15 protein-coding genes are annotated in these 17507 nt (G+C 59.9%); 6 read left to right on the top strand and 9 right to left on the bottom strand.

The window, feature by feature from the left end:
• Window positions 1-405 precede the first annotated feature (405 nt).
• The 4 genes from FHW77_RS02735 to FHW77_RS02750 all read left to right on the top strand — a co-directional run bounded on the left by FHW77_RS02735 (window position 406) and on the right by FHW77_RS02750 (window position 6054).
• On the top strand, window positions 406-1836 hold the full coding sequence (locus tag FHW77_RS02735; protein WP_044459379.1) for an NAD-dependent succinate-semialdehyde dehydrogenase: 1431 nt from the start codon (window positions 406-408) through the stop codon (window positions 1834-1836).
• 396 nt (window positions 1837-2232) lie between these two features.
• A complete protein-coding gene (locus FHW77_RS02740; RefSeq protein WP_004445376.1) occupies window positions 2233-3984 on the top strand; it encodes a type I secretion system permease/ATPase in 1752 nt (583 codons plus the stop codon).
• A gap of 2 nt (window positions 3985-3986) precedes the next feature.
• Entirely contained in the window at window positions 3987-5291 is a 1305-nt protein-coding gene (locus tag FHW77_RS02745) for an HlyD family type I secretion periplasmic adaptor subunit (protein ID WP_004445374.1), read from the top strand.
• 463 nt (window positions 5292-5754) lie between these two features.
• Entirely contained in the window at window positions 5755-6054 is a 300-nt protein-coding gene (locus FHW77_RS02750) for a hypothetical protein (protein ID WP_004445373.1), read from the top strand.
• 87 nt (window positions 6055-6141) lie between these two features.
• Here the strand turns inward: FHW77_RS02750 and FHW77_RS02755 are convergent, their stop codons facing one another.
• Window positions 6142-6864 carry a DUF72 domain-containing protein gene (locus FHW77_RS02755; RefSeq protein WP_004445370.1) on the bottom strand — a complete coding sequence of 241 codons (723 nt, stop codon included), beginning with the start codon at window positions 6862-6864 and terminating at the stop codon, window positions 6142-6144.
• Between the two features lie 426 nt (window positions 6865-7290).
• On the opposite strand from FHW77_RS02755, the gene FHW77_RS02760 reads away from it, so the two are divergent.
• A complete protein-coding gene (locus FHW77_RS02760; protein WP_004445368.1) occupies window positions 7291-7743 on the top strand; it encodes a hypothetical protein in 453 nt (150 codons plus the stop codon).
• Window positions 7744-7857: 114 nt separating this feature from the next.
• On the opposite strand, the gene FHW77_RS02765 is transcribed toward FHW77_RS02760, so the two are convergent.
• The gene (locus FHW77_RS02765; protein ID WP_004445367.1) at window positions 7858-8475 is read right to left on the bottom strand and encodes a TetR/AcrR family transcriptional regulator; all 618 of its coding nucleotides are present in this window, start codon (window positions 8473-8475) and stop codon (window positions 7858-7860) included.
• Between the two features lie 87 nt (window positions 8476-8562).
• Between FHW77_RS02765 and FHW77_RS02770 the strand changes: the two genes are divergently transcribed.
• Entirely contained in the window at window positions 8563-9336 is a 774-nt protein-coding gene (locus FHW77_RS02770; protein WP_004445365.1) for an SDR family oxidoreductase, read from the top strand.
• 362 nt (window positions 9337-9698) lie between these two features.
• On the opposite strand, the gene FHW77_RS02775 is transcribed toward FHW77_RS02770, so the two are convergent.
• The 7 genes from FHW77_RS02775 to FHW77_RS02805 form a co-directional block, all read right to left on the bottom strand.
• A complete protein-coding gene (locus FHW77_RS02775) occupies window positions 9699-10259 on the bottom strand; it encodes an NAD(P)H-dependent oxidoreductase (RefSeq protein ID WP_004445363.1) in 561 nt (186 codons plus the stop codon).
• 51 nt (window positions 10260-10310) lie between these two features.
• Entirely contained in the window at window positions 10311-11492 is a 1182-nt protein-coding gene (locus FHW77_RS02780) for an acyl-CoA dehydrogenase family protein (protein WP_004445362.1), read from the bottom strand.
• Window positions 11493-11605: 113 nt separating this feature from the next.
• Window positions 11606-12709: an LLM class flavin-dependent oxidoreductase gene (locus tag FHW77_RS02785; RefSeq protein WP_004445361.1), complete on the bottom strand. Its 1104-nt coding sequence runs from the start codon at window positions 12707-12709 to the stop codon at window positions 11606-11608.
• A 108-nt stretch (window positions 12710-12817) separates the two neighbouring features.
• Window positions 12818-13951 (bottom strand): LLM class flavin-dependent oxidoreductase, encoded by a 1134-nt coding sequence (locus FHW77_RS02790; RefSeq protein WP_004445360.1) that lies wholly within the window; start codon window positions 13949-13951, stop codon window positions 12818-12820.
• The gene (locus tag FHW77_RS02795) at window positions 13948-15666 is read right to left on the bottom strand and encodes a dipeptide ABC transporter ATP-binding protein (protein ID WP_044459229.1); all 1719 of its coding nucleotides are present in this window, start codon (window positions 15664-15666) and stop codon (window positions 13948-13950) included. The genes FHW77_RS02790 and FHW77_RS02795 overlap by 4 nt, the downstream gene beginning before the upstream one ends.
• On the bottom strand, window positions 15645-16490 hold the full coding sequence (locus FHW77_RS02800; RefSeq protein WP_004445358.1) for an ABC transporter permease: 846 nt from the start codon (window positions 16488-16490) through the stop codon (window positions 15645-15647). The genes FHW77_RS02795 and FHW77_RS02800 overlap by 22 nt, the downstream gene beginning before the upstream one ends.
• Window positions 16487-17497 (bottom strand): ABC transporter permease, encoded by a 1011-nt coding sequence (locus tag FHW77_RS02805; RefSeq protein ID WP_111813886.1) that lies wholly within the window; start codon window positions 17495-17497, stop codon window positions 16487-16489. Before FHW77_RS02805 ends, FHW77_RS02800 begins: the two co-directional genes overlap by 4 nt.
• Window positions 17498-17507 lie beyond the last annotated feature (10 nt).

A 17507-nucleotide genomic window follows, 5' to 3' on the forward strand; every position in this document is an offset into this window, starting at 1 on the left:
GGCCCCTCGGGGGCCGGAGAGCACGCTGTCGCCAATATTGCTGCAGCGGACGTGCTGACCGGCGCTGGCGCTGGACGGGATCGCCCATATTCGGACGGCGACCTGTTGGATGGCCAGCGTCGAACCAGCTGCCGGGGAACATCTCAAATCATAATCGATGTAGGGGAGGGCGGTTTTCATCGTCGATGCGTGTGATGACTCATGAATTTTCTTGATCGATTGTCGCAAATGCACGCGCAAGATTGACGTTTTTCCGGTGCGGCGCTACCACCTGTGCCGGTGCCCGTCAGCCGACGGTCATTCGCTGAAATAGCGGCTGGTCGGCGTGCTCGGGTTGTCGTGTCAAAGGGGGAACCGTCCTTGTCGCTTTATCCTGTTCTCCTCGGCAGGCTTGCCCGGCCGGATCTGTTTTCCGATCTTGCAGGCATCGCTCTCGGCGGCAAGGCTTGGTCGGGCGCGGAATTCGATGTTTTAAATCCTTCGACCGGTGCGCTGCTTGCGCGGCTGCCGGATATGGGGCCCTTGGAAACCCGGGACGCGATCGACCGCGCGGCTGAAGCGCAGGGCGTGTGGCAGAGCCTGCCGGCCAAGGATAAGAGTGCGGTGATGCGCCGCTGGCACCAACTGATTGTTCTCCATTCGGACGACCTCGCAACGATCCTGACAGCAGAAATGGGTAAACCGCTCACGGAAGCAAAATCCGAAGTCGCCCATGCCGCTGCTTACGTGCAATGGTATGCCGAGGAGGCGAACCGCATCTATGGCGAAACGATTTCCGCCCCTTCCAACGATCGGCGGATGCTCGTTATCAAGCAGCCGGTGGGCGTGGTCGGCACCATCACGCCGTGGAATTTCCCTTCATCCATGGTCGCCCGGAAGATTTCGCCCGCACTTGCCGCCGGCTGTGCCATCGTATTGAAACCAGCGGAACAGACGCCGCTGGTGGCAGGGGCAATGTTCGTGCTCGCGCGGCTTGCCGGTTTTCCGGAGGGGGCGCTTAACCTTATCTATGCCGGTCACGGTGCCGATGTCGGTGCGGAATTGTGCACCAATGCCAGGATACGCAAGATCAGCTTCACCGGCTCAACCGAAGTCGGGCGGCTGCTGATGAGCCAATGCGCGCCGCAGATAAAGAAGCTCAACCTCGAATTGGGCGGCAATGCACCCTTCATCGTTTTTGACGATGCCGATATTGATGAAGCCGTGGAAGGCGCCATTCAGGCGAAATTCCGTAATGGCGGCCAAACCTGTGTCTCGGCCAACCGCATCTATGTCCAGTCGGCGGTTCACGATGAGTTTTCGGAGAAATTCGTTGCGCGGGTGGCAGAATTGAAGGTTGGCGACGGCTTCGATCCCGAGGTGACCATCGGTCCGATGATCGACAGCCACGCCATCGACAAGATCGAGGCACATCTGGCCGACGCCGGCGCAAGAGGCGGCACAATAAGGTGCGGCGGCAAGCGTGTCGGCAATGGCGGAACCTTTTTCGAACCAACGGTCCTCACCGGCGTCACCAGCGCGATGCGGGTGGCGCAGGAAGAGACTTTCGGACCTTTAGCGCCGATCATCCGTTTCAACGATGCGGAGCAGGTTGTGCGTGAAGCCAATGACACGATCTACGGTCTGGCTGCCTATTTCTACGCCTCCAATCTCAAGCGCGTGTGGCGTGTTGCCGAAGCCCTGGAATATGGCATGGTCGGTATCAATACCGGTCGTATGTCGTCGGAAGCAGCTCCTTTCGGCGGTGTCAAACAATCCGGCATCGGCCGCGAAGGTTCGCGCCACGGCATGGAGGATTATCTTGAAATGAAATATCTCTGCATGGGCGGCATATAGCGGCCGGCCGTCACGGGTTCCCGTGGATCATCGCCCTCAGTAACATTTGTGCGCCAGCGACGCTGGCTGCGATCAGCCTGTCGTTCATCAACGAGAAACGCAGGGTGGGCTGGTGAAGCAGCAGCCCATTACGAAACCGATGGCCGCCATGGGAAATCCCTATGGCGCGTTTACGATTTTTCAGGTCTCCGTCATCCGCACGTTAGCCTTTGCCGCTAGGCGTGCCGACATGGCTCTCGGGCCACTCCCGTGTCGCGAAGGAAGGGCAGGAGATGACGACCTCTTCAAACATGATCGCCGGCCCGCTCGCGATGCGCTTTTTCCCGTTCGCGGAAGATTGTCACAGGCGTATTGCCGCCGGCTGATCCCGCCGCCGCGATTTCAATGGACAGTAAAATGCGTTTCCAATCCGCCAATAGTAATGTTCGTCAGATCAAGGGTGTATTTGCGGGCTGCGCCGTCGCTTTCATCGGCGTCGGTCTCATGAGCGCCCTGGTCAATATTCTTTATCTCACCGGCTCGCTGTTCATGATGGAGGTCTATGACCGCGTCCTACCCAGCCGCAGCCTGCCGACGCTGGTGGCGCTGTTCGCCATCGTGGTGGCGCTTTACGTATTTCAGGGCCTGTTCGATGCCCTGCGCGGGCGCCTTCTGGTGCGCATCTCCGATCGTCTCGATCAGGTCCTCTCCTCGAGGGTCTACGAGGCGGTGATCGGATTGCAATTGCGCCTGCCGGTCAGCGGCGCCCAGGCACAGCCGCTTCGTGATCTCGATACAATCCGCTCTTTCCTGTCGGGAAGCGGGCCGACGGCCTTGTTCGACCTGCCCTGGCTGCCTTCTTATATTGCCATCTGTTTTGCCTTTCATTTCTGGCTCGGCGCCACCGCGCTTGCCGGCGCCGCAATTCTCACCGCGTTCACGCTGATGACCGAGCTTGTCTCCAGACGCCCCGTCGAGGAGGCCGCGCGACACGCCTCCCAGCGCAATCGGTTGATTGAAAGTGTGCGCCGGAACGCCGACATCGTCGCCGTCATGGGTATGGTTCCGCCCCTGCGCGATCGCTGGCAGACGGGCAATCGCGCTTATGTGCGCGAACAGCGCGCTGCAAGCGATATAGCCTCCGGTTTCGGCGTGGCAAGCAAGGTGCTGCGCATGCTGCTGCAATCCGGCATTCTGGCGGTTGGGGCGTGGCTGGTCATCAATGAGCAGGCGACACCCGGCATCATCATCGCCGGCTCCATCCTGTCGGCGCGGGCGCTCGCGCCGGTGGATCTCGCGATCGCCAACTGGAAGGGCTTCATCGCTGCCCGGCAGAGCCGCCGCCGTCTCGAAAAGACGCTTGCGCTGTTGCCGGATGCCGCCATGCGCATGGACCTTCCGGCGCCCCGCTCCCTTCTCTCCGTCGAACGTGTCGGCGCCATTCCACCGGAAGCGACCGAGCCGGTTCTGCAGGATGTCGCCTTCACGCTGGCGGCCGGCAGCGCCCTTGGCGTGATCGGCGCGAGCGGTTCGGGGAAAAGTTCGCTCGCACGGTTGCTGGTCGGCCTCTGGCGCCCGCTCAAAGGCTCGATCCGGCTGGATGGCGCAACGCTGGACCAATGGCCGGCAGAGGCGCTGGCGCGCCACATCGGCTACATGCCGCAGGCAATCGACTTGCTGGACGGCACCATTGCGGAAAACATCGCCTCCTTCGACCGGCAGGCGAGTTCGGAAAAAATCATCGCGGCCGCCCGTGCTGCGCGCATCCACGACCTCGTTGTGAGCCTGCCCGATGGCTATTCCACTCTGGTAGGCGAAACCGGCCGGCAATTGTCGGCGGGGCAAAAACAGAGGATAGCGCTGGCGCGTGCCCTTTATGGCGAGCCGTTCTTCGTTGTGCTCGACGAACCCAATTCCAACCTCGATTCCGAAGGCGAAGAGGCGCTGACGGCTGCCATTCTCGGCATTCGCGAGCGTGGCGGCGTGGCCGTCATCATCGCCCATCGTCCAAGCGCGCTTCTGGCCGTGGACAAGGTGCTCATGCTCGCTGACGGACGGCAGCAGGCCTTCGGCGCCAAGGAGGAAGTACTCGCCAAGGTGCTGCGTCCGGTCGGTGGTTCGGCAGGCGCCCTCAAGGTCGTGCAGGCCACGGAAGCAGGAAAGATCTGAATATGGATGAATGGCAGACACTCAGACGCTCGATCCGCAACCATATTTTCGTTGGTGGACTGGGTTTTCTAACCCTCGTCGGCGTCTTCGGCGGCTGGGCCGTCGGTACCGAGATTGTGGGTGCGGTCATCGCGCAGGGTTCTCTGGTGGTGGAAACCAGCCTGAAGAAAGTCCAGCATCCCGTGGGCGGCGTTGTCAGCGAACTGGCCGTGCGGGACGGAGACCGGGTCAAGGCAGGCGATGTCGTCATGCGTATCGATGCGACGATGACCAAGGCCAATCTCGCCATCATCGTCAAGAGCCTCGATCAATTCACCGCCCGCAAGGCGCGGCTGGAGAGCGAGCGTGATCGGGCCGGGCGGGTGATTTTTCCGCAAGCGCTGCTCGATCGCGCCGGCGATGGCGAGGTTCTGGCCATGATGAATGCCGAACAGCGCCTGTATGAAAACCGCAAGGCGGTTCGCGAAAGTAAAAAACGCCAGCTCGAACAACGCGTGCGACAGCTTCGCGATGAGATAAGCGGCATGGAAGCCGAGCGCGCGGCGAATTTGCGCGAGCAGGGCATGGTCGATGAAGAGCTCATACGCTTTCGCTCCCTGCATGAAAGGGGGCTGATGGAAAAAAGCCGCCTCAGCACACTGGAGCGTCAGGCCACGGATATTGACGGTGATATTGGCCGGCTGATGGCCGGCATTGCCGGGGTCGAAGCGAAGATTAGCGAAACCTCGCTGCAAATCCTGCAAATCGACGAACAATGGTCGGAAGAGGTGGGTTCCGATCTGCGCGAAATGGATGCGCGCATCGGTGAATATGTCGAGCGCCGGGTGGCGGCCGAAGACCAGCTGAAACGCGTCGATATCCTGGCGCCGCAGGATGGGGTGGTGCACCAGCTTTCAGTGCACACCATCGGTGGTGTTGTGGCGCCCGGCGAGCAGATCATGATGATCGTGCCGGAAGTCGACAAACTGGTGGTCGAGGTCAAGGTCGCGCCGCAGGATATCGATCAGATCTATTACGGTCAGCTGACCAACCTGCGCTTCTCCGCCTTCAACCAGAAAACGACGCCGGAAATAACCGGAACGGTGGAACGTATCTCCGCTGATGTGACGGTGGATCAGCGAACGGGCACCAGCTTTTATCTGGTACGTGTTGCCACGTCGCAAGAGCAGATAAAGCGTCTTGGCGAATTCAGCCTCATGCCCGGCATGCCGGTGGAAGCTTTCATCACGACAGGTGAGCGAAGCGTCTTGTCCTATTTCCTCAAGCCGTTGATTGATCAGGCGAACCGCACCTTCAGAGAGGCCTGAAGGCAATGGGCGAGGGGCGTAGCTAGCGAAATGGTTTGCTCAATTCTGCGATGTCATGCGCTTTCATTGGCGCGTGGCGTTGCAGTTTTCATGGGGCGCTCGGAATTTTGAGCGGTTAGGCCGCCAAGCGGCGTGATTTGGGCGTGACTATTCCGTGTGATGTGGCCCGGTGTCGTTCCATGAAGCGGATTGTATGTCCGTAACGCCCCCTTCCGCTAATCGTTGTGCGACAAACCCTAGGGGGTAGCTTCCCTTCGCAACTGCATCGCGTTCGTCGAGGCAGGTCCAACCTGGGACAGGCAGCTCATGCTGTGCCGTGTTTTTGCTTTCCGGAGAAACTGAACGGCCGTGTTGAAGCCGGGACTGGAAGCGAAGCGCCCGCATTGTGCGAGTTCCAAAAAGTTTGAATTGACCGCCTCTCGCGGCGAGGCAAAACTTGGGGCATTGGCAAGGGAGAGCAAAAATGGACCAGCCGTGGCGTCACATGACAAGCGCACCGAAAGACGGTACCCGGATTCTCGTGACGATCCGCTCGTCGGAGCAAGGCCCGGCACAGGTGGATCTTGTTTATTGGTCCAATGGCGACCGGCTCGGAGCAGAAGGCTGGCGAGCTTCGGATTCCTCACCGGGTCGGATAATTGAATATGCGGAACCGGAGCTGAAGTGCTGGATGCCGGTTCCGGCGGCGAATACCGGTGGGCTCTCGGCGCCATCTCCCTGGGAAGGGGATGATGACCGCGAGCTTTTCGGATCCGGAATATGATGGGTGGAATTGCAGTGAATTTGCGGGAATATCGCGGTGTATCATCCCTGCCTCGTCCGCGGAACTGATATCGCAAGTGCGGCTGCATCATCCTGATGCCCTGCGCGCAGGATCGCGTGCGGGCATGGATGTCATGCTCAGAGCATTCTCGATTGCAGCGCCTGAGGCGGTGTTGTCGAAGACGCACCAACCGTCAGGCGCAACGAGTTCGCAAAAGTGCCTGATCTCATCGTCGCTATAAGTGGAATAATAGATCTTTGGTTTTCCGTGCAGGCGAACATATCGCGGGGGTTCGTTGAAGGTTTCCGCAGGCCACACGAGCGCCGGATCGGCGAAAACGCGGTCAATCTTGTATGTTTTCAGCAAATCAATCGCGTCCTGCGACGCCCAGCTCTCGTGCCGGGCTTCAATGACAATCTGCCCTTTATCAGACCCACGCATCGCCTCGAACGCCCTGTCTGACGTCCGGATATCAAAGGCAAGCGATGGCGGAAGCTGACACAGAAGCGGTCCACGCTTTCGACCCAGTGGCGCAAGGTCTTCTATGAAAGTTTCAAACGGCTCGGCTATATCGTTCATTCTGCGCGTCTGCGAAATCTCTCTGGGCATCTTTGCAGAGAAACGGAAGGTGTCGGGCACGGATTCAGCCCACCGCGCGAAGGTGGACGCCTTGTGCCGACGGTAGAATGTGGAATTGATTTCGACTCCATCAAAGACCGAGGCGTAACGTTGAAGGCCGCTCCCTTCTGCCGGGAACCGGTCGGCCACCTTTCTCGGGATGGACCAGGCCGCAGTGGCAATGATTGGCAAATTGTGTCTCCTTCACCTCACCGGATCCAGTTCAACTCTTTAAAGCTCGATTTCAGCTCAAGAATTTGCTCCAGCCAAGTTCGTCTTAAAACCTCGTCGGCTGACAAGGTTCCGCGACGGTGATCCGGTCGGGGGTCCAGCCGGCTCTTTTCAGTGTCGCTCGCTGGTAAATAGCCGGTTGCAGCATCGAGACGAATCCGGGTGCTCGAATAGTATTCCGGTTACACAGTGTTGGGTGTTGGCGTCTGCGTCTTCCCGTGAGAGTAGCGATGAAACCGGACAATGACCCGGGAGCCGAGACTGACCGATGATTGAAATTTCCGCTGCTGCCAGTTGGCTAATGGCTGAGTTCCGACCGGGCTTGGAACACTTCGACAAGGTCCGCGGTTTGTACCAAGGGTCAAGGCGGAAAAGAGAGGAGATATCATGTCTAACTCAAAATCCACGGATGGCGATTACGCTGAAAACACGGGCACGACCGACAATCGGTTCGGCTACTCGCTTGAAAGCCAGGCTCAGTTTGACGATGCCACCGAGATAGCGCGCGGAACGGCCGCCGGCGAAACCCTCAATGTTTATCGCCTTGAACCTGTTGCGGCGCCGGACGACCCACGCTGGCAGAATGCGCCTGCCCACGGAACCGTGGTCGTCGCAGCGCGGACGGCGGGTGATGCACGGATTGTCGCTGCAGGTGCGGAACTCGATTTCATGGAGATCGACGCCCTTCCTGCTGAAGACGTGTCGACGTTGAATGCAAGCGCCTTTAGAGATGAAAAACTCTATACGGTGATCGAAGTGGAACACGGTCGACAGGGTCTGACGCGAGGGGTGATGGACGGCGATGTCCGTATAGACACCATCAAGCCAGTGCAGATCTGAGAACGTGCCGACCCGAAGGGCTGCGGAATTTTCCGTTCTGCCGCAGGCTTCAGTTATCAGCTCCGATCTGGGTAACAATATGATCGTCAGCTCACCCGATGGGCCTGCTCCTTCTCAGGGGATACGCGTTCCCGGCCAAGCTGCGAGGGCAAGGTCGATCAGCCGCTTCAGCAAGGCGTTGCAGGCGCCGTCGCAGGCTTGGGCGGACATGCCCTGGATGATTGCACCATAAAAGCGGGCAAGCGTGTCGGTATCGGTTCGCGCCGGCAGTTCCCCTTCGTCGACTGCACGGTCGAAGCGGGTCTTGAGCGCCTGCATCGATGCCTCGCGCAATGTCGCCGTCAGACGCGCTACGGACGCATTTTCTTCCGCATGCTGCAGGACGGCCGTGGAAACCATGCATCCGCGCGGCTTGTCCGGCTGGGTGTCTCCATCGGCAATATCGTAGAGGTACAGCCTCAGAGCTTCGTAAAGCGGCAGATCGGACTGCAATATGTCGGATCGACGGCTGTTTTCACGAGCAATGCTGAAATCCAGCGCCTGGCGGTACAACTCCTCCTTCGATCCGAACATCGAATAGAGCGTCGGCGGATTGATGCCCATCGCTTTCGTCAGATCGGCGGTTGAGGTTCCTTCGTAGCCGCGCTCCCAAAACAGCCGTGCCGCGATGTCGAGCCCAACGTCGCGATCGAGCAGGCGGGGTCTGCCTCGTCTGCGGACTGGTGTCTCCATAAAATAGTGATCCCTATTATATTGTTGACAGATGCGTTTCGTTCCTTATTGTAGGGGTCACTATTTATTTTGGCAACGGAGTGATCAATGTCCAGACGACTTGCAGACAAGACAGCCCTTATCACCGGAGGTTCACGCGGGATCGGCCGGGCGGTTGCCCTTGCCTTTGCCAGGGAGGGTGCCGCGCTGATTGGCGTGCATTATGCCGCCAACGCGGATGCGGCCGATGCCACGGTGCGCGAGATCGAAGGGCTCGGCGTCAAGGCCGTCGCCGTGAAGGCCGATCTCAGACAGGGCAAGGACGCGGCCGACAGCCTGTGGGCGCGGTTCAGCGAAGCAGCGCATGTCGAGACGGGCTCGACCGCTCTCGACATTCTCGTGAACAATGCCGGTATCGCGCCCGCACTGCCATTGACGCAGACGAGCGAAGCCGCGTTCGATGAGGTGATGACGATCAACTACAAGGCGCCGTTTTTCCTGATCCAGGCCGTGGCCGATCACATCCGTGAAAACGGCCGTATTATCAACGTGTCGACCGGGTTTACGCGCATCGCAGCGCCGACTCATCCCGCTTACGCCGCGTCCAAGGGCGCGCTGGAAACGTTGACATTGGCGCTGGCACCGGAGTTTGCTACGCGCGGTATCACAGTCAATGCCGTGCTGCCGGGTGTCACGGAAACCGACATGAATGCAGAGTGGCTGTCGTCTCCGGAAGCGCGCGCTGGCGCCGAAGCCCTCTCTGTATTCTCGCGCGTCGGAAAGGCGGAGGATATCGCCGACGTGATTACCTTCCTCGCATCCAGCGATGCCCGCTGGACGACGGGGCAGATGATCGATGCAACGGGCGGCGCCCGCATCTAGGGTACGTTGCTCTTGCTGTAGCTAAAGCTGTTCAAGCAAAAGCAGCCCACGAGGAGAGTCTGATTAAGTTCAGCTTGCTTGTCGTTTATCATCACATCCACGGGCGCTACGCGTGTCCGTGGCGTCGTTATCCCCTTGTGCGGTGCCGCCGAGCTACGCGCAAACGCGTGGTCGCGGACATGTGACGCGCCGATCCCTGCAGATTGATCCTGCCGGCACGCCGTCTAAACGCTTTGCACGACCATCGAGCGGGATGCAGCCCAAGGCAAAGCCACCGGCGCTGTCGCGGCGGGTTCCGCCGAATTCCGATAGCTTTCGGTCGCGCCTGCAGCCTACCTCGGCGAAGGCCGTCCATTTCTAAATTATTCTGCCGCGATTGTTACGTTTCCGAAACGAGCTTTGACGAGAAGCGCAGCTTCTGCGATTGCCTGATTTACCCGGGCGTTCACCACGGGAGAAACCTGCCCTTCCACGTAGTCCCGGCCGGATGTGTAGATTGCGGTCGGCGTCACGAAGGCTTCGAAAAAGGCAAATAGCGGCCTGAGTTGGTGTTCCACCACAAGCGAGTGCCGGTCTCCGCCGCCTGTCGCCGTCAAGATGACAGGTTTGCCCCTGAGGTCTGCGGGATCGAGAAGATCGATGACGTGTTTGAAGAGGCCGGTATAGCTTCCCTTGTAAGTCGGTGAACCGATCACCAGAGCTTCAGCGTCGATGATGGTCTGAACAACCTGCCGCGCGCTGCCTTCCAGGTCCGCTACGGATCGTGCCGAGCTTAGGGAGGGGCCGAGATCCTCAACGTCGAAAACCTGATGTTGCAGGCTCAGTTGGCCGGCCAGCGCCTCGCTGACGCTTTCGACGAAGCGCTTTGTGCTTGATGGCCGCGATGTGTTGCCGGAGAAACCGACGATCAGATTGTTGCTCATTGAACTTTCTTTCGGGTGATCCTGCATAAATGCGGTTTGTGTCTGCGCGCCCTAGGCCGTCTTGAGAATCGACAGCCCGGCCGGATGTGCCGATCGATCATTCTCGCCGGTCTTCCACTTCTCAAAGGCGGCGCGTCCGAGAATGGCGACGGACGTGTCTTCCTGAGGTGCATGGACGAGGACTGACTGGATATCCCGGAAATGACGCTCGAGCCCGAGATCGGCATTGAGACCGGGGTTGCCGATGCCGCGGACCGCCAGCTGGACAGCGTCGCGGATTTGCCTCCCGGCGAGAAGGCGGGCCCTTATCAGGTGTTCGGCATCGCCAATATGGTTTGCGAGCGCGCCAAAGATGATCTGGCGGGCGCCGGCAACCAGAAGGTCGATTTCACCCGAGAGCTCAACGAAACGTTCCGTTTGCGCAATCGGGCGGCCAAGATTAGCCGGCACGCGCTCATGCGCGAAGCGGATGAATGCTTCTTGGGCGGCTTCGGCCGCGCCCAGATAGATGGCGGTGAGTGCAAGCGTCATTGCCGCGTGGCCGCGATTATCCTGCTGGGCGACCGAGGGATCAACGAGCTCCAGCACATTTTCTGCCGGGATTTCAACTTCGGTGTACTCGACATCGTGCGAACCGGTCGCCCGCATGCCGAGGCTTTTCCAGTTCTCGATAATCTTGATGCCGGGCAGACCGTTGGGGACAACGAAGGTGCCGACCCGCGGCTGAACCTCATCGGTATGCGCCCAGACCAGAAAATGGGTGAGGCCATAGGCACCCGTTACGAAGCGCTTGCGGCCCGTGATCGACCAGCCATTTGCCGTCCGGTGCGCACGCGTGGCCGGCAATCCGCCGCGGGCCGGCGACCCCAGCTCTGGTTCCACACGCGCGGCGTTCAGAAGAAGCGGATGCTGCTTTGCCTGTGAAAGAAGTTCCCTATAGAGACCGTCCGGCCAATGGCCCTTCGTGGCCTGCCCGAGATGTGTAAAAATCGTCATTGCGCTGATCAGCGCTACAGAAGGATCGCCTCGCCCGAGCGCCGCCAGAATATGGGCTGCGGTGCTCAAGGTTCCTCCCGGTCCGTCATAACGCGTGGCCACCGTGCTTTCGAGAAGTCCAGCCTGATGAACGGCGCGAATACCGGTCCAGGGAAACTGACCGGTCTGATCCGCATCCGGAGCGGCTTCGGAAAGGACGCGCGCGGCTGCGTCGAGTGCGGTGGGGTCATAGGACATGCGGATAGCGGCTTTCTCATGGTCGGCAGGCGGGATCACCCGTCACAGGGGTGGATGATCCCGGTCTTGGAAGAGAGGTGGATCGGTCCGACGGCGTGGTCGGACTGCCGTCATCAGGCGGCTGCCTTCTTCTTCGCCTCTTCGCGTTCGCGAATACCCTCGCGGACGAGGGGCAGGATGTATCGTCCGTAGTCTACGGCATCATTATAGTTGTCGTATCCACGGATCGAAATCAGATCGGCGCCAAGGTCGATATAGTCGAGAATGGAGTCGGCGATCGTGCGTGGCGACCCGACCAGGGCGGTCGTCGCGCCGCTGGCATTGGTGGCGGTAACTGTCGGATACCAGAGTGCGCGGTCATGGACGTCGCCGCGCTTGGCGATATCCAGCAGACGCTGGGACCCGATATTGGCAGGAGGCGCTGCATTGACCGGGGCACGAGACAGGCCCTTCTGGCGGTTCTCGTTCAGACGGTCGAGAACCCTGTGCGCCTTTTCCCAGGCCAGTTCATCCGTTTCGGCGACGATCGGCCGGAATGTAACCCAGATCCGGGGGCGGTCGGTGCGTCCGGCTTTTGCGGCTTCGGCGTAGATACGGTCAATCTGCTGTTTTGTTTCAGCCAGCGGTTCGCCCCAGAGGCCGAAAATGTCGCAAAGGGAGCCGCCGATACGATAAGCAGCATCCGAAGAGCCGCCGAGCGAAATCGGGATAAGGCCATTGGTCGGACGCACGGCGCTGCGGAACTGCTTGAACTGGTAGTATTTGCCTTCGAAATCGAACGGCTCCGTCGAAGCCCATGCAAGGCGAAGAATGCGGATATATTCTTCCTGACGCTCGTAACGCTCTTCCTTGTTGAGGAAATCGCCTTCGCGTGCCTGCTCCTCGTCGCTCCCGCCCGCGATGAAGTGGACGACAACGCGCCCGCCGCTCAACTGGTCGAGTGTGGCGAGGGACTTGGCCGCAACCGTCGGATAAACGGTGTTGGGGCGGAGCGCGACAATGATCTTGATGTTCTTCGTGTGCGCAAGCACCGTCGCACCCAGCGTGAAGGGATCGAACGAAGAGGAGGAATAGGGAATGAGCGTGTAGTTGAACCCGTAGTCATCCAGTGCACGCGCGTAACGTTCCAGAAACAGCGGATCGACCGGAGCATCAGGGATGGGGTTCAGATCATTGGATGCGTTGGGAAAGCTGACGCTGATGAATTCCGCAGCCATGGGAGCTCCTTGCTGTTTCTAAATGTCGAGTGAAAGCTAAAGCCGACGTGGCATATGAGGAAGACAGGTCTTTCTATTTCTATGGAAAATGTAGAAAATATTGCCTGACTATTCTGGTGGCCTAGAACCGGCGATTGCCGCCGGGTCCGCATCTGCGTCGTAAGGGCTGGGTTTCCACCCAAGGGAGGGAGCAACCGTCGTCGCAAGATCGGTGAGCAATCTTACGTTTTCGGTCAATCCGAAAGCCGGAGGCAAAAAGAGGACAAGCTCATCTGCGGCCGCCAGCCCGGGGTCGCTCAGTACCACCTCAATGACCGTATCCGGTGCGCCCTGAAAAACGGGGGAAATCATGGCACCAGCCGGTTGGCCGGCAGGAGCCAGCGCACCCTTCGGGCGTGAGGCCGCAATGCCGACTGTGCGACGTTCAAGGTCATAGGCGGCATATTTTTCCCGCAGTTCCGGAGTGGTGCCGACCAGGATCGACGCTGCAACGGCGACCGGAGGCGGCGTTGTCTTCCAGATTCGCAGCCAGTGGGTGCGATAGGCATCGATGATACGCGCCTGATATTGGCCAAACGTCTCGCCTTCGTCCTGATCGTGAAGGACGGTACCGGAAATCAGGCCGATACCGAGTTCGGCGGCCTGAATCGCTGAATCGATACTGGCGGAGCCCTGTCGGATACGGCTGCGCAAGGTGGGGCTGTGTGGGGTCACCCGCAACTCGGCTCCCGGAGGCGCACCAACGTCGTTCGGCGTAACAACGTGCAGAACATCACCGGCAATGGCGGCAAGAAAACGCGACTGTCGCCGCTTTGCCTCTGTCCGGGCATCGGTATCCACGGATCCGAATACGGCATCGAACGCCCCATTTGCCCCGGTTGAAATCGCAAGTTCAAGCCGGCCGTCGATCAGCAGGTCGGTCGTGCCCGCCGCTTCGGCCAGCAGAATGGGGTCCTGATAACGCATCGGGATGACGGCGGAGCCAAGCGTAATGTGCCGCGTATGCTGGCCGGCCGCCGCAAAGAAGGGCAACGGCGAAGAAAGATAGTGGTCGAAATGGCGCTGATAGGCCCAGCCGGACTGATACCCAAGCCTTTCCGCCTGTCTGAACAATTCTATGCCCTGTCGGAGCCCCTTTGCCGGACCGTCATCGTCGTTGAATGATACCCGCGTATTGAAACCCAGCCGGCTTTTCGGCCGGAACAATGCGGGAAGGTCGCGCGACGCTGCTGCAATATTCATGCGAGTTGTTCCTTCCGCAGCGCGTGCGGGGCTGCATGGGTGCGGGCCGTTCCGGCGATGCCCGATGGGATGGAGTTCAGCAGCGACGCGGTGTATTCGTGTCGCGGATTGCCGAAAATCTCGGTGACGGTCCCATGTTCGACAATGCGGCCTCGCTGCATCACGGAAACGCTGTGCGCGAGTTGCCGGACCAGGGCGAGGTCATGCGAAACAAAGACATAGGTCAGGCCAAGCTTCGCCTGCAGCGACAGCAGAACCTCGACGATATCCGCCTGAACGCTGACATCGAGAGCGGATGTGGGTTCGTCCAACACGATCACATCAGGCTTGAGGACCAGCGAACGGGCAATTGCCACACGCTGACGCTGCCCGCCTGACAGGGCTGATGGCTTACGTTCCATGAGGTGCTCGCTCAAGCCGACATTTGCGAGAGCTTCCCGCACCTGCTCGGATCGCTCCTTCGGAGCACCGATCTCGAATCTGTCGAGCGGCTCACGAACAAGCTGGCCCACCTTCCATGTCGGGTCGAGTGACGTGAACGGGTTCTGGTAAACCAGTTGCAGATGCCGCCATACCGACCGCAGGGAAGCGCGGCTCTTGCTTGTAACGCTCTCGTCGGCAACCGTGATGGTGCCGCTTTCCGGCTGCTCGAGCCCCAGCAGCAGGCGGATGGTCGTGGTTTTCCCCGAGCCGGATTCGCCGACAAGCGCGTGTGTCGTGCCTGTCGGAACCGTAAACGAAATATCGTCCACAGCGGTCAGGGTTTTGCCATCGACGGTGAAGCGCTTGGTAACGCCGCTGACAGCGATCTTTGGCGATTTGTCACTATCGAGAAGGCTGAACCCCGGATCGCGAAATTTGGCATAACGCTCCGGGTTGAGCGCGGGCACGTCGCCATGGAGTTTTTTGGCATAGGGAGAGGAGGGGGAGGAAAAAACAGCCGATGTCCTGCCCGCTTCCTGCACGACGCCGTTCTTCAGCACGACGAGATTGTCCGCCCTCTCCGCCGCTATTGCGAGATCATGGGTGATGAGAAGCAGGCTGATGTTCAGCTCATCGCGAAGACGGGAGAGGAGATCGAGAATGCGTTTCTGGATTGTGACGTCGAGCGCCGAAGTCGGCTCATCCGCCACGAGCAATGCGGGGCGCGGTAATATTGCGAGCGCGATCAGTACACGCTGCAGCATTCCGCCCGACAGTTGGTGCGGATAGGAATCGTAAACCCGTTGCGGATTGTCGAGACCCACCTTTGCGAATGTTTCCAGAATGAGGAGCTTGCGGATTGCGGGGTTGGCCTCTTCCGTCAGCGCTGCCGCCTCCAGCGCCTGCGCGCCGATTGTTCTCACAGGATTGAGAGAGTTGCCCGGATCCTGCGGCACGAAGCCGATTTCGCGGCCACGAAAAGGCCTGAAGCGCCGTTCCGGCAATGCGAGAATGTCCTGCCTGTCGAAAACGACCCGGCCCGTGGCGTTTGCGCCGTTGGGAAGCAGTCTTAGTACAGCCTTTGCGATGGTCGACTTTCCCGAACCGGATTCTCCGATCAGCGCAAGACTTTCGCCACGCTCAAGCTCGAAGCTGACACCGTGCACGACCTCCTGCCGCCCGTAGGAGACGGCAAGATTTTCAACGCCGAGCAGGGGTATGGCGGGCTGCGGAGCCTCTGCCACTATTCGGGGAGGGGTCGGGGCTGTTTTCAATGCGATTTGCGAAGCCATCGGCTGATCCTGTTGACAGAGAGGACGGTCACGATCGTAACGAACGCGGGCGCATAAACGAGCCAGGGCCATTTGAGGTAGTCCTTGCCGATCGAGATCAGCAGGCCCCAGTCGGAAGAGGGCGGCGGATCGCCGTAGCCGAGGAAGGCGAGGCTGGCGATGACGAGAATGGACTCGCCGAATTGCAGGACGGCCAGCGGCAACATCGAGCGGGATGCGTTTGGCAGCACATGTCTCAGCACGATGTAGCCGCGTGAGCCACCCGAGAGAAACGATGCCTCCACGAAGGTCGCCTGACGCGTCTTGATGACCTCTGAGCGCGCCACACGGGCGAAGAAGGCGATCGCCGATATGCCTGTCGCAATGGCGGCGTTGATTGTCTCGAAGCCGATTGCCGTGACGATGATGACCGCCAGCAGGAACTTCGGGATGGATAACAGCACGTCGACAAAACGTGCAAAGACGATATCCACCCAGCCGCCGAAAAATCCGGCAAGCAGACCGATCACACCGCCGATGACGACGCCGATGACGACAGCGACCAAAGCGCTCGATACAGATGAAGCGGTGCCATAAACGACCCGTGTATAGAGATCGCGCCCGAGATGATCCGTGCCGAACCAATGGGCAAAACTTGGCGCAAGAAGCTTGTCAGCCGGGACGCCGTTGATCGGGCTTTGGGTGGTGAAAAGCTGCGGTGCAATCGACCAGGCGACGACGATTGCGATGACAAGCAGGGAGAGGGCGACCGTTGCAGTTATGTTGAGAGTTTTCAGTCTCTCCAACGGATTGCTGATGGAAGCCGGGCTGGAAATAAGGCTCATGGTTTGGCCCCCGTTTCAAGGCCAAGCGACGTGTCATCGATCGTCGACAGGCGGCGTTTTCGGCCAACGATAATTTTTACCCTCGGATCGAGCAGCGGATAGAGGAGATCGGCGATGAGGTTGACGACGACGAACACCACGGCCCCCAGCGAGACGATCGCCTGCAGGACCGGCAGATCCTGAGTGCTGACGGAACGCTGAACGAGACTGCCGATACCGGTGCGGCCGAATACCGTCTCCGTAATCAGCGAGTTGCCCAGAAGTTCGCCGACGGTGAGGGCGATAACCGTCACCACGGGCAAGGAGGCAGGCTTGAGGAGATGTGTTGTGAAAAGCCGTCTTGGCCCGATGCCGCGACTGCGGGCAACCGCTGCGTAATCCTGCTCTGCCTCATGATCGAGATTGGCGATCAGGACCTCCGCAATCTGTGCGGAAAACGGTATGCCGATGGTGATCGCCGCAAACAGCGTGGCCCAGAAACTGTCGGGTTCGATGACCCGGAACAGCCTGAGCTGAAAACCGAAAAGGTGGATCAGAAACAGGCCGATGACGAAATTTGGTGTCGACAGGAACAGGGAAGGGAAGGCGCGCAGCAATCCCTGTCCGTAACGCTTCGGCACGACCTGCGTGCCGTAGGCGACCGCAAAGGCGAGGATCAGCGCCACGGTCAGCCCGGCGGTGGCGAAGACCAGCGTCGATGGCAGCACCTCGGCGATGAGCGTCGAGACCGGTCGGTTGGAGCGCATCGAGATGCCCAGATCGCCTGTCAGGAAGGCCGACAGGGAGTGCCAGAGCTGCACGATGATCGGCCTGTCCAGCCCCTGTGCCGCAATGATTTCGGCGATCTCCTGCTCGGTAAAGCCGTTCTGCGGGTTGCGCAGAACGCTGGTGATCGGGTCGCCAGGCAGGACGCTGACGACCACGAAGGTGAAGACATAGGCCAGAAGGATGACGACGATCGCCTGGCCGAGCCGCTTTGCGGCGTAGGTTAGGTAGGCATTGCTCATGCCGTCACCT

This window comes from Agrobacterium sp. RC10-4-1 (assembly GCF_014138475.1).
GTDB lineage: Bacteria > Pseudomonadota > Alphaproteobacteria > Rhizobiales > Rhizobiaceae > Agrobacterium > Agrobacterium pusense.

Excerpts from the sequence above, each read along its gene's own strand:
- FHW77_RS02740 (WP_004445376.1), top strand. The coding sequence starts at position 2,233 with ATGCGTTTCCAATCCGCCAATAGTAATGTTCGTCAGATCAAGGGTGTA.
- FHW77_RS02745 (WP_004445374.1), top strand. The coding sequence starts at position 3,987 with ATGGATGAATGGCAGACACTCAGACGCTCGATCCGCAACCATATTTTC.
- FHW77_RS02750 (WP_004445373.1), top strand. The coding sequence starts at position 5,755 with ATGGACCAGCCGTGGCGTCACATGACAAGCGCACCGAAAGACGGTACC.
- FHW77_RS02760 (WP_004445368.1), top strand. The coding sequence starts at position 7,291 with ATGTCTAACTCAAAATCCACGGATGGCGATTACGCTGAAAACACGGGC.
- FHW77_RS02765 (WP_004445367.1), bottom strand. The coding sequence starts at position 8,475 with ATGGAGACACCAGTCCGCAGACGAGGCAGACCCCGCCTGCTCGATCGC.
- FHW77_RS02770 (WP_004445365.1), top strand. The coding sequence starts at position 8,563 with ATGTCCAGACGACTTGCAGACAAGACAGCCCTTATCACCGGAGGTTCA.
- FHW77_RS02775 (WP_004445363.1), bottom strand. The coding sequence starts at position 10,259 with ATGAGCAACAATCTGATCGTCGGTTTCTCCGGCAACACATCGCGGCCA.
- FHW77_RS02780 (WP_004445362.1), bottom strand. The coding sequence starts at position 11,492 with ATGTCCTATGACCCCACCGCACTCGACGCAGCCGCGCGCGTCCTTTCC.
- FHW77_RS02785 (WP_004445361.1), bottom strand. The coding sequence starts at position 12,709 with ATGGCTGCGGAATTCATCAGCGTCAGCTTTCCCAACGCATCCAATGAT.
- FHW77_RS02790 (WP_004445360.1), bottom strand. The coding sequence starts at position 13,951 with ATGAATATTGCAGCAGCGTCGCGCGACCTTCCCGCATTGTTCCGGCCG.
- FHW77_RS02795 (WP_044459229.1), bottom strand. The coding sequence starts at position 15,666 with ATGGCTTCGCAAATCGCATTGAAAACAGCCCCGACCCCTCCCCGAATA.
- FHW77_RS02800 (WP_004445358.1), bottom strand. The coding sequence starts at position 16,490 with ATGAGCCTTATTTCCAGCCCGGCTTCCATCAGCAATCCGTTGGAGAGA.
- FHW77_RS02805 (WP_111813886.1), bottom strand. The coding sequence starts at position 17,497 with ATGAGCAATGCCTACCTAACCTACGCCGCAAAGCGGCTCGGCCAGGCG.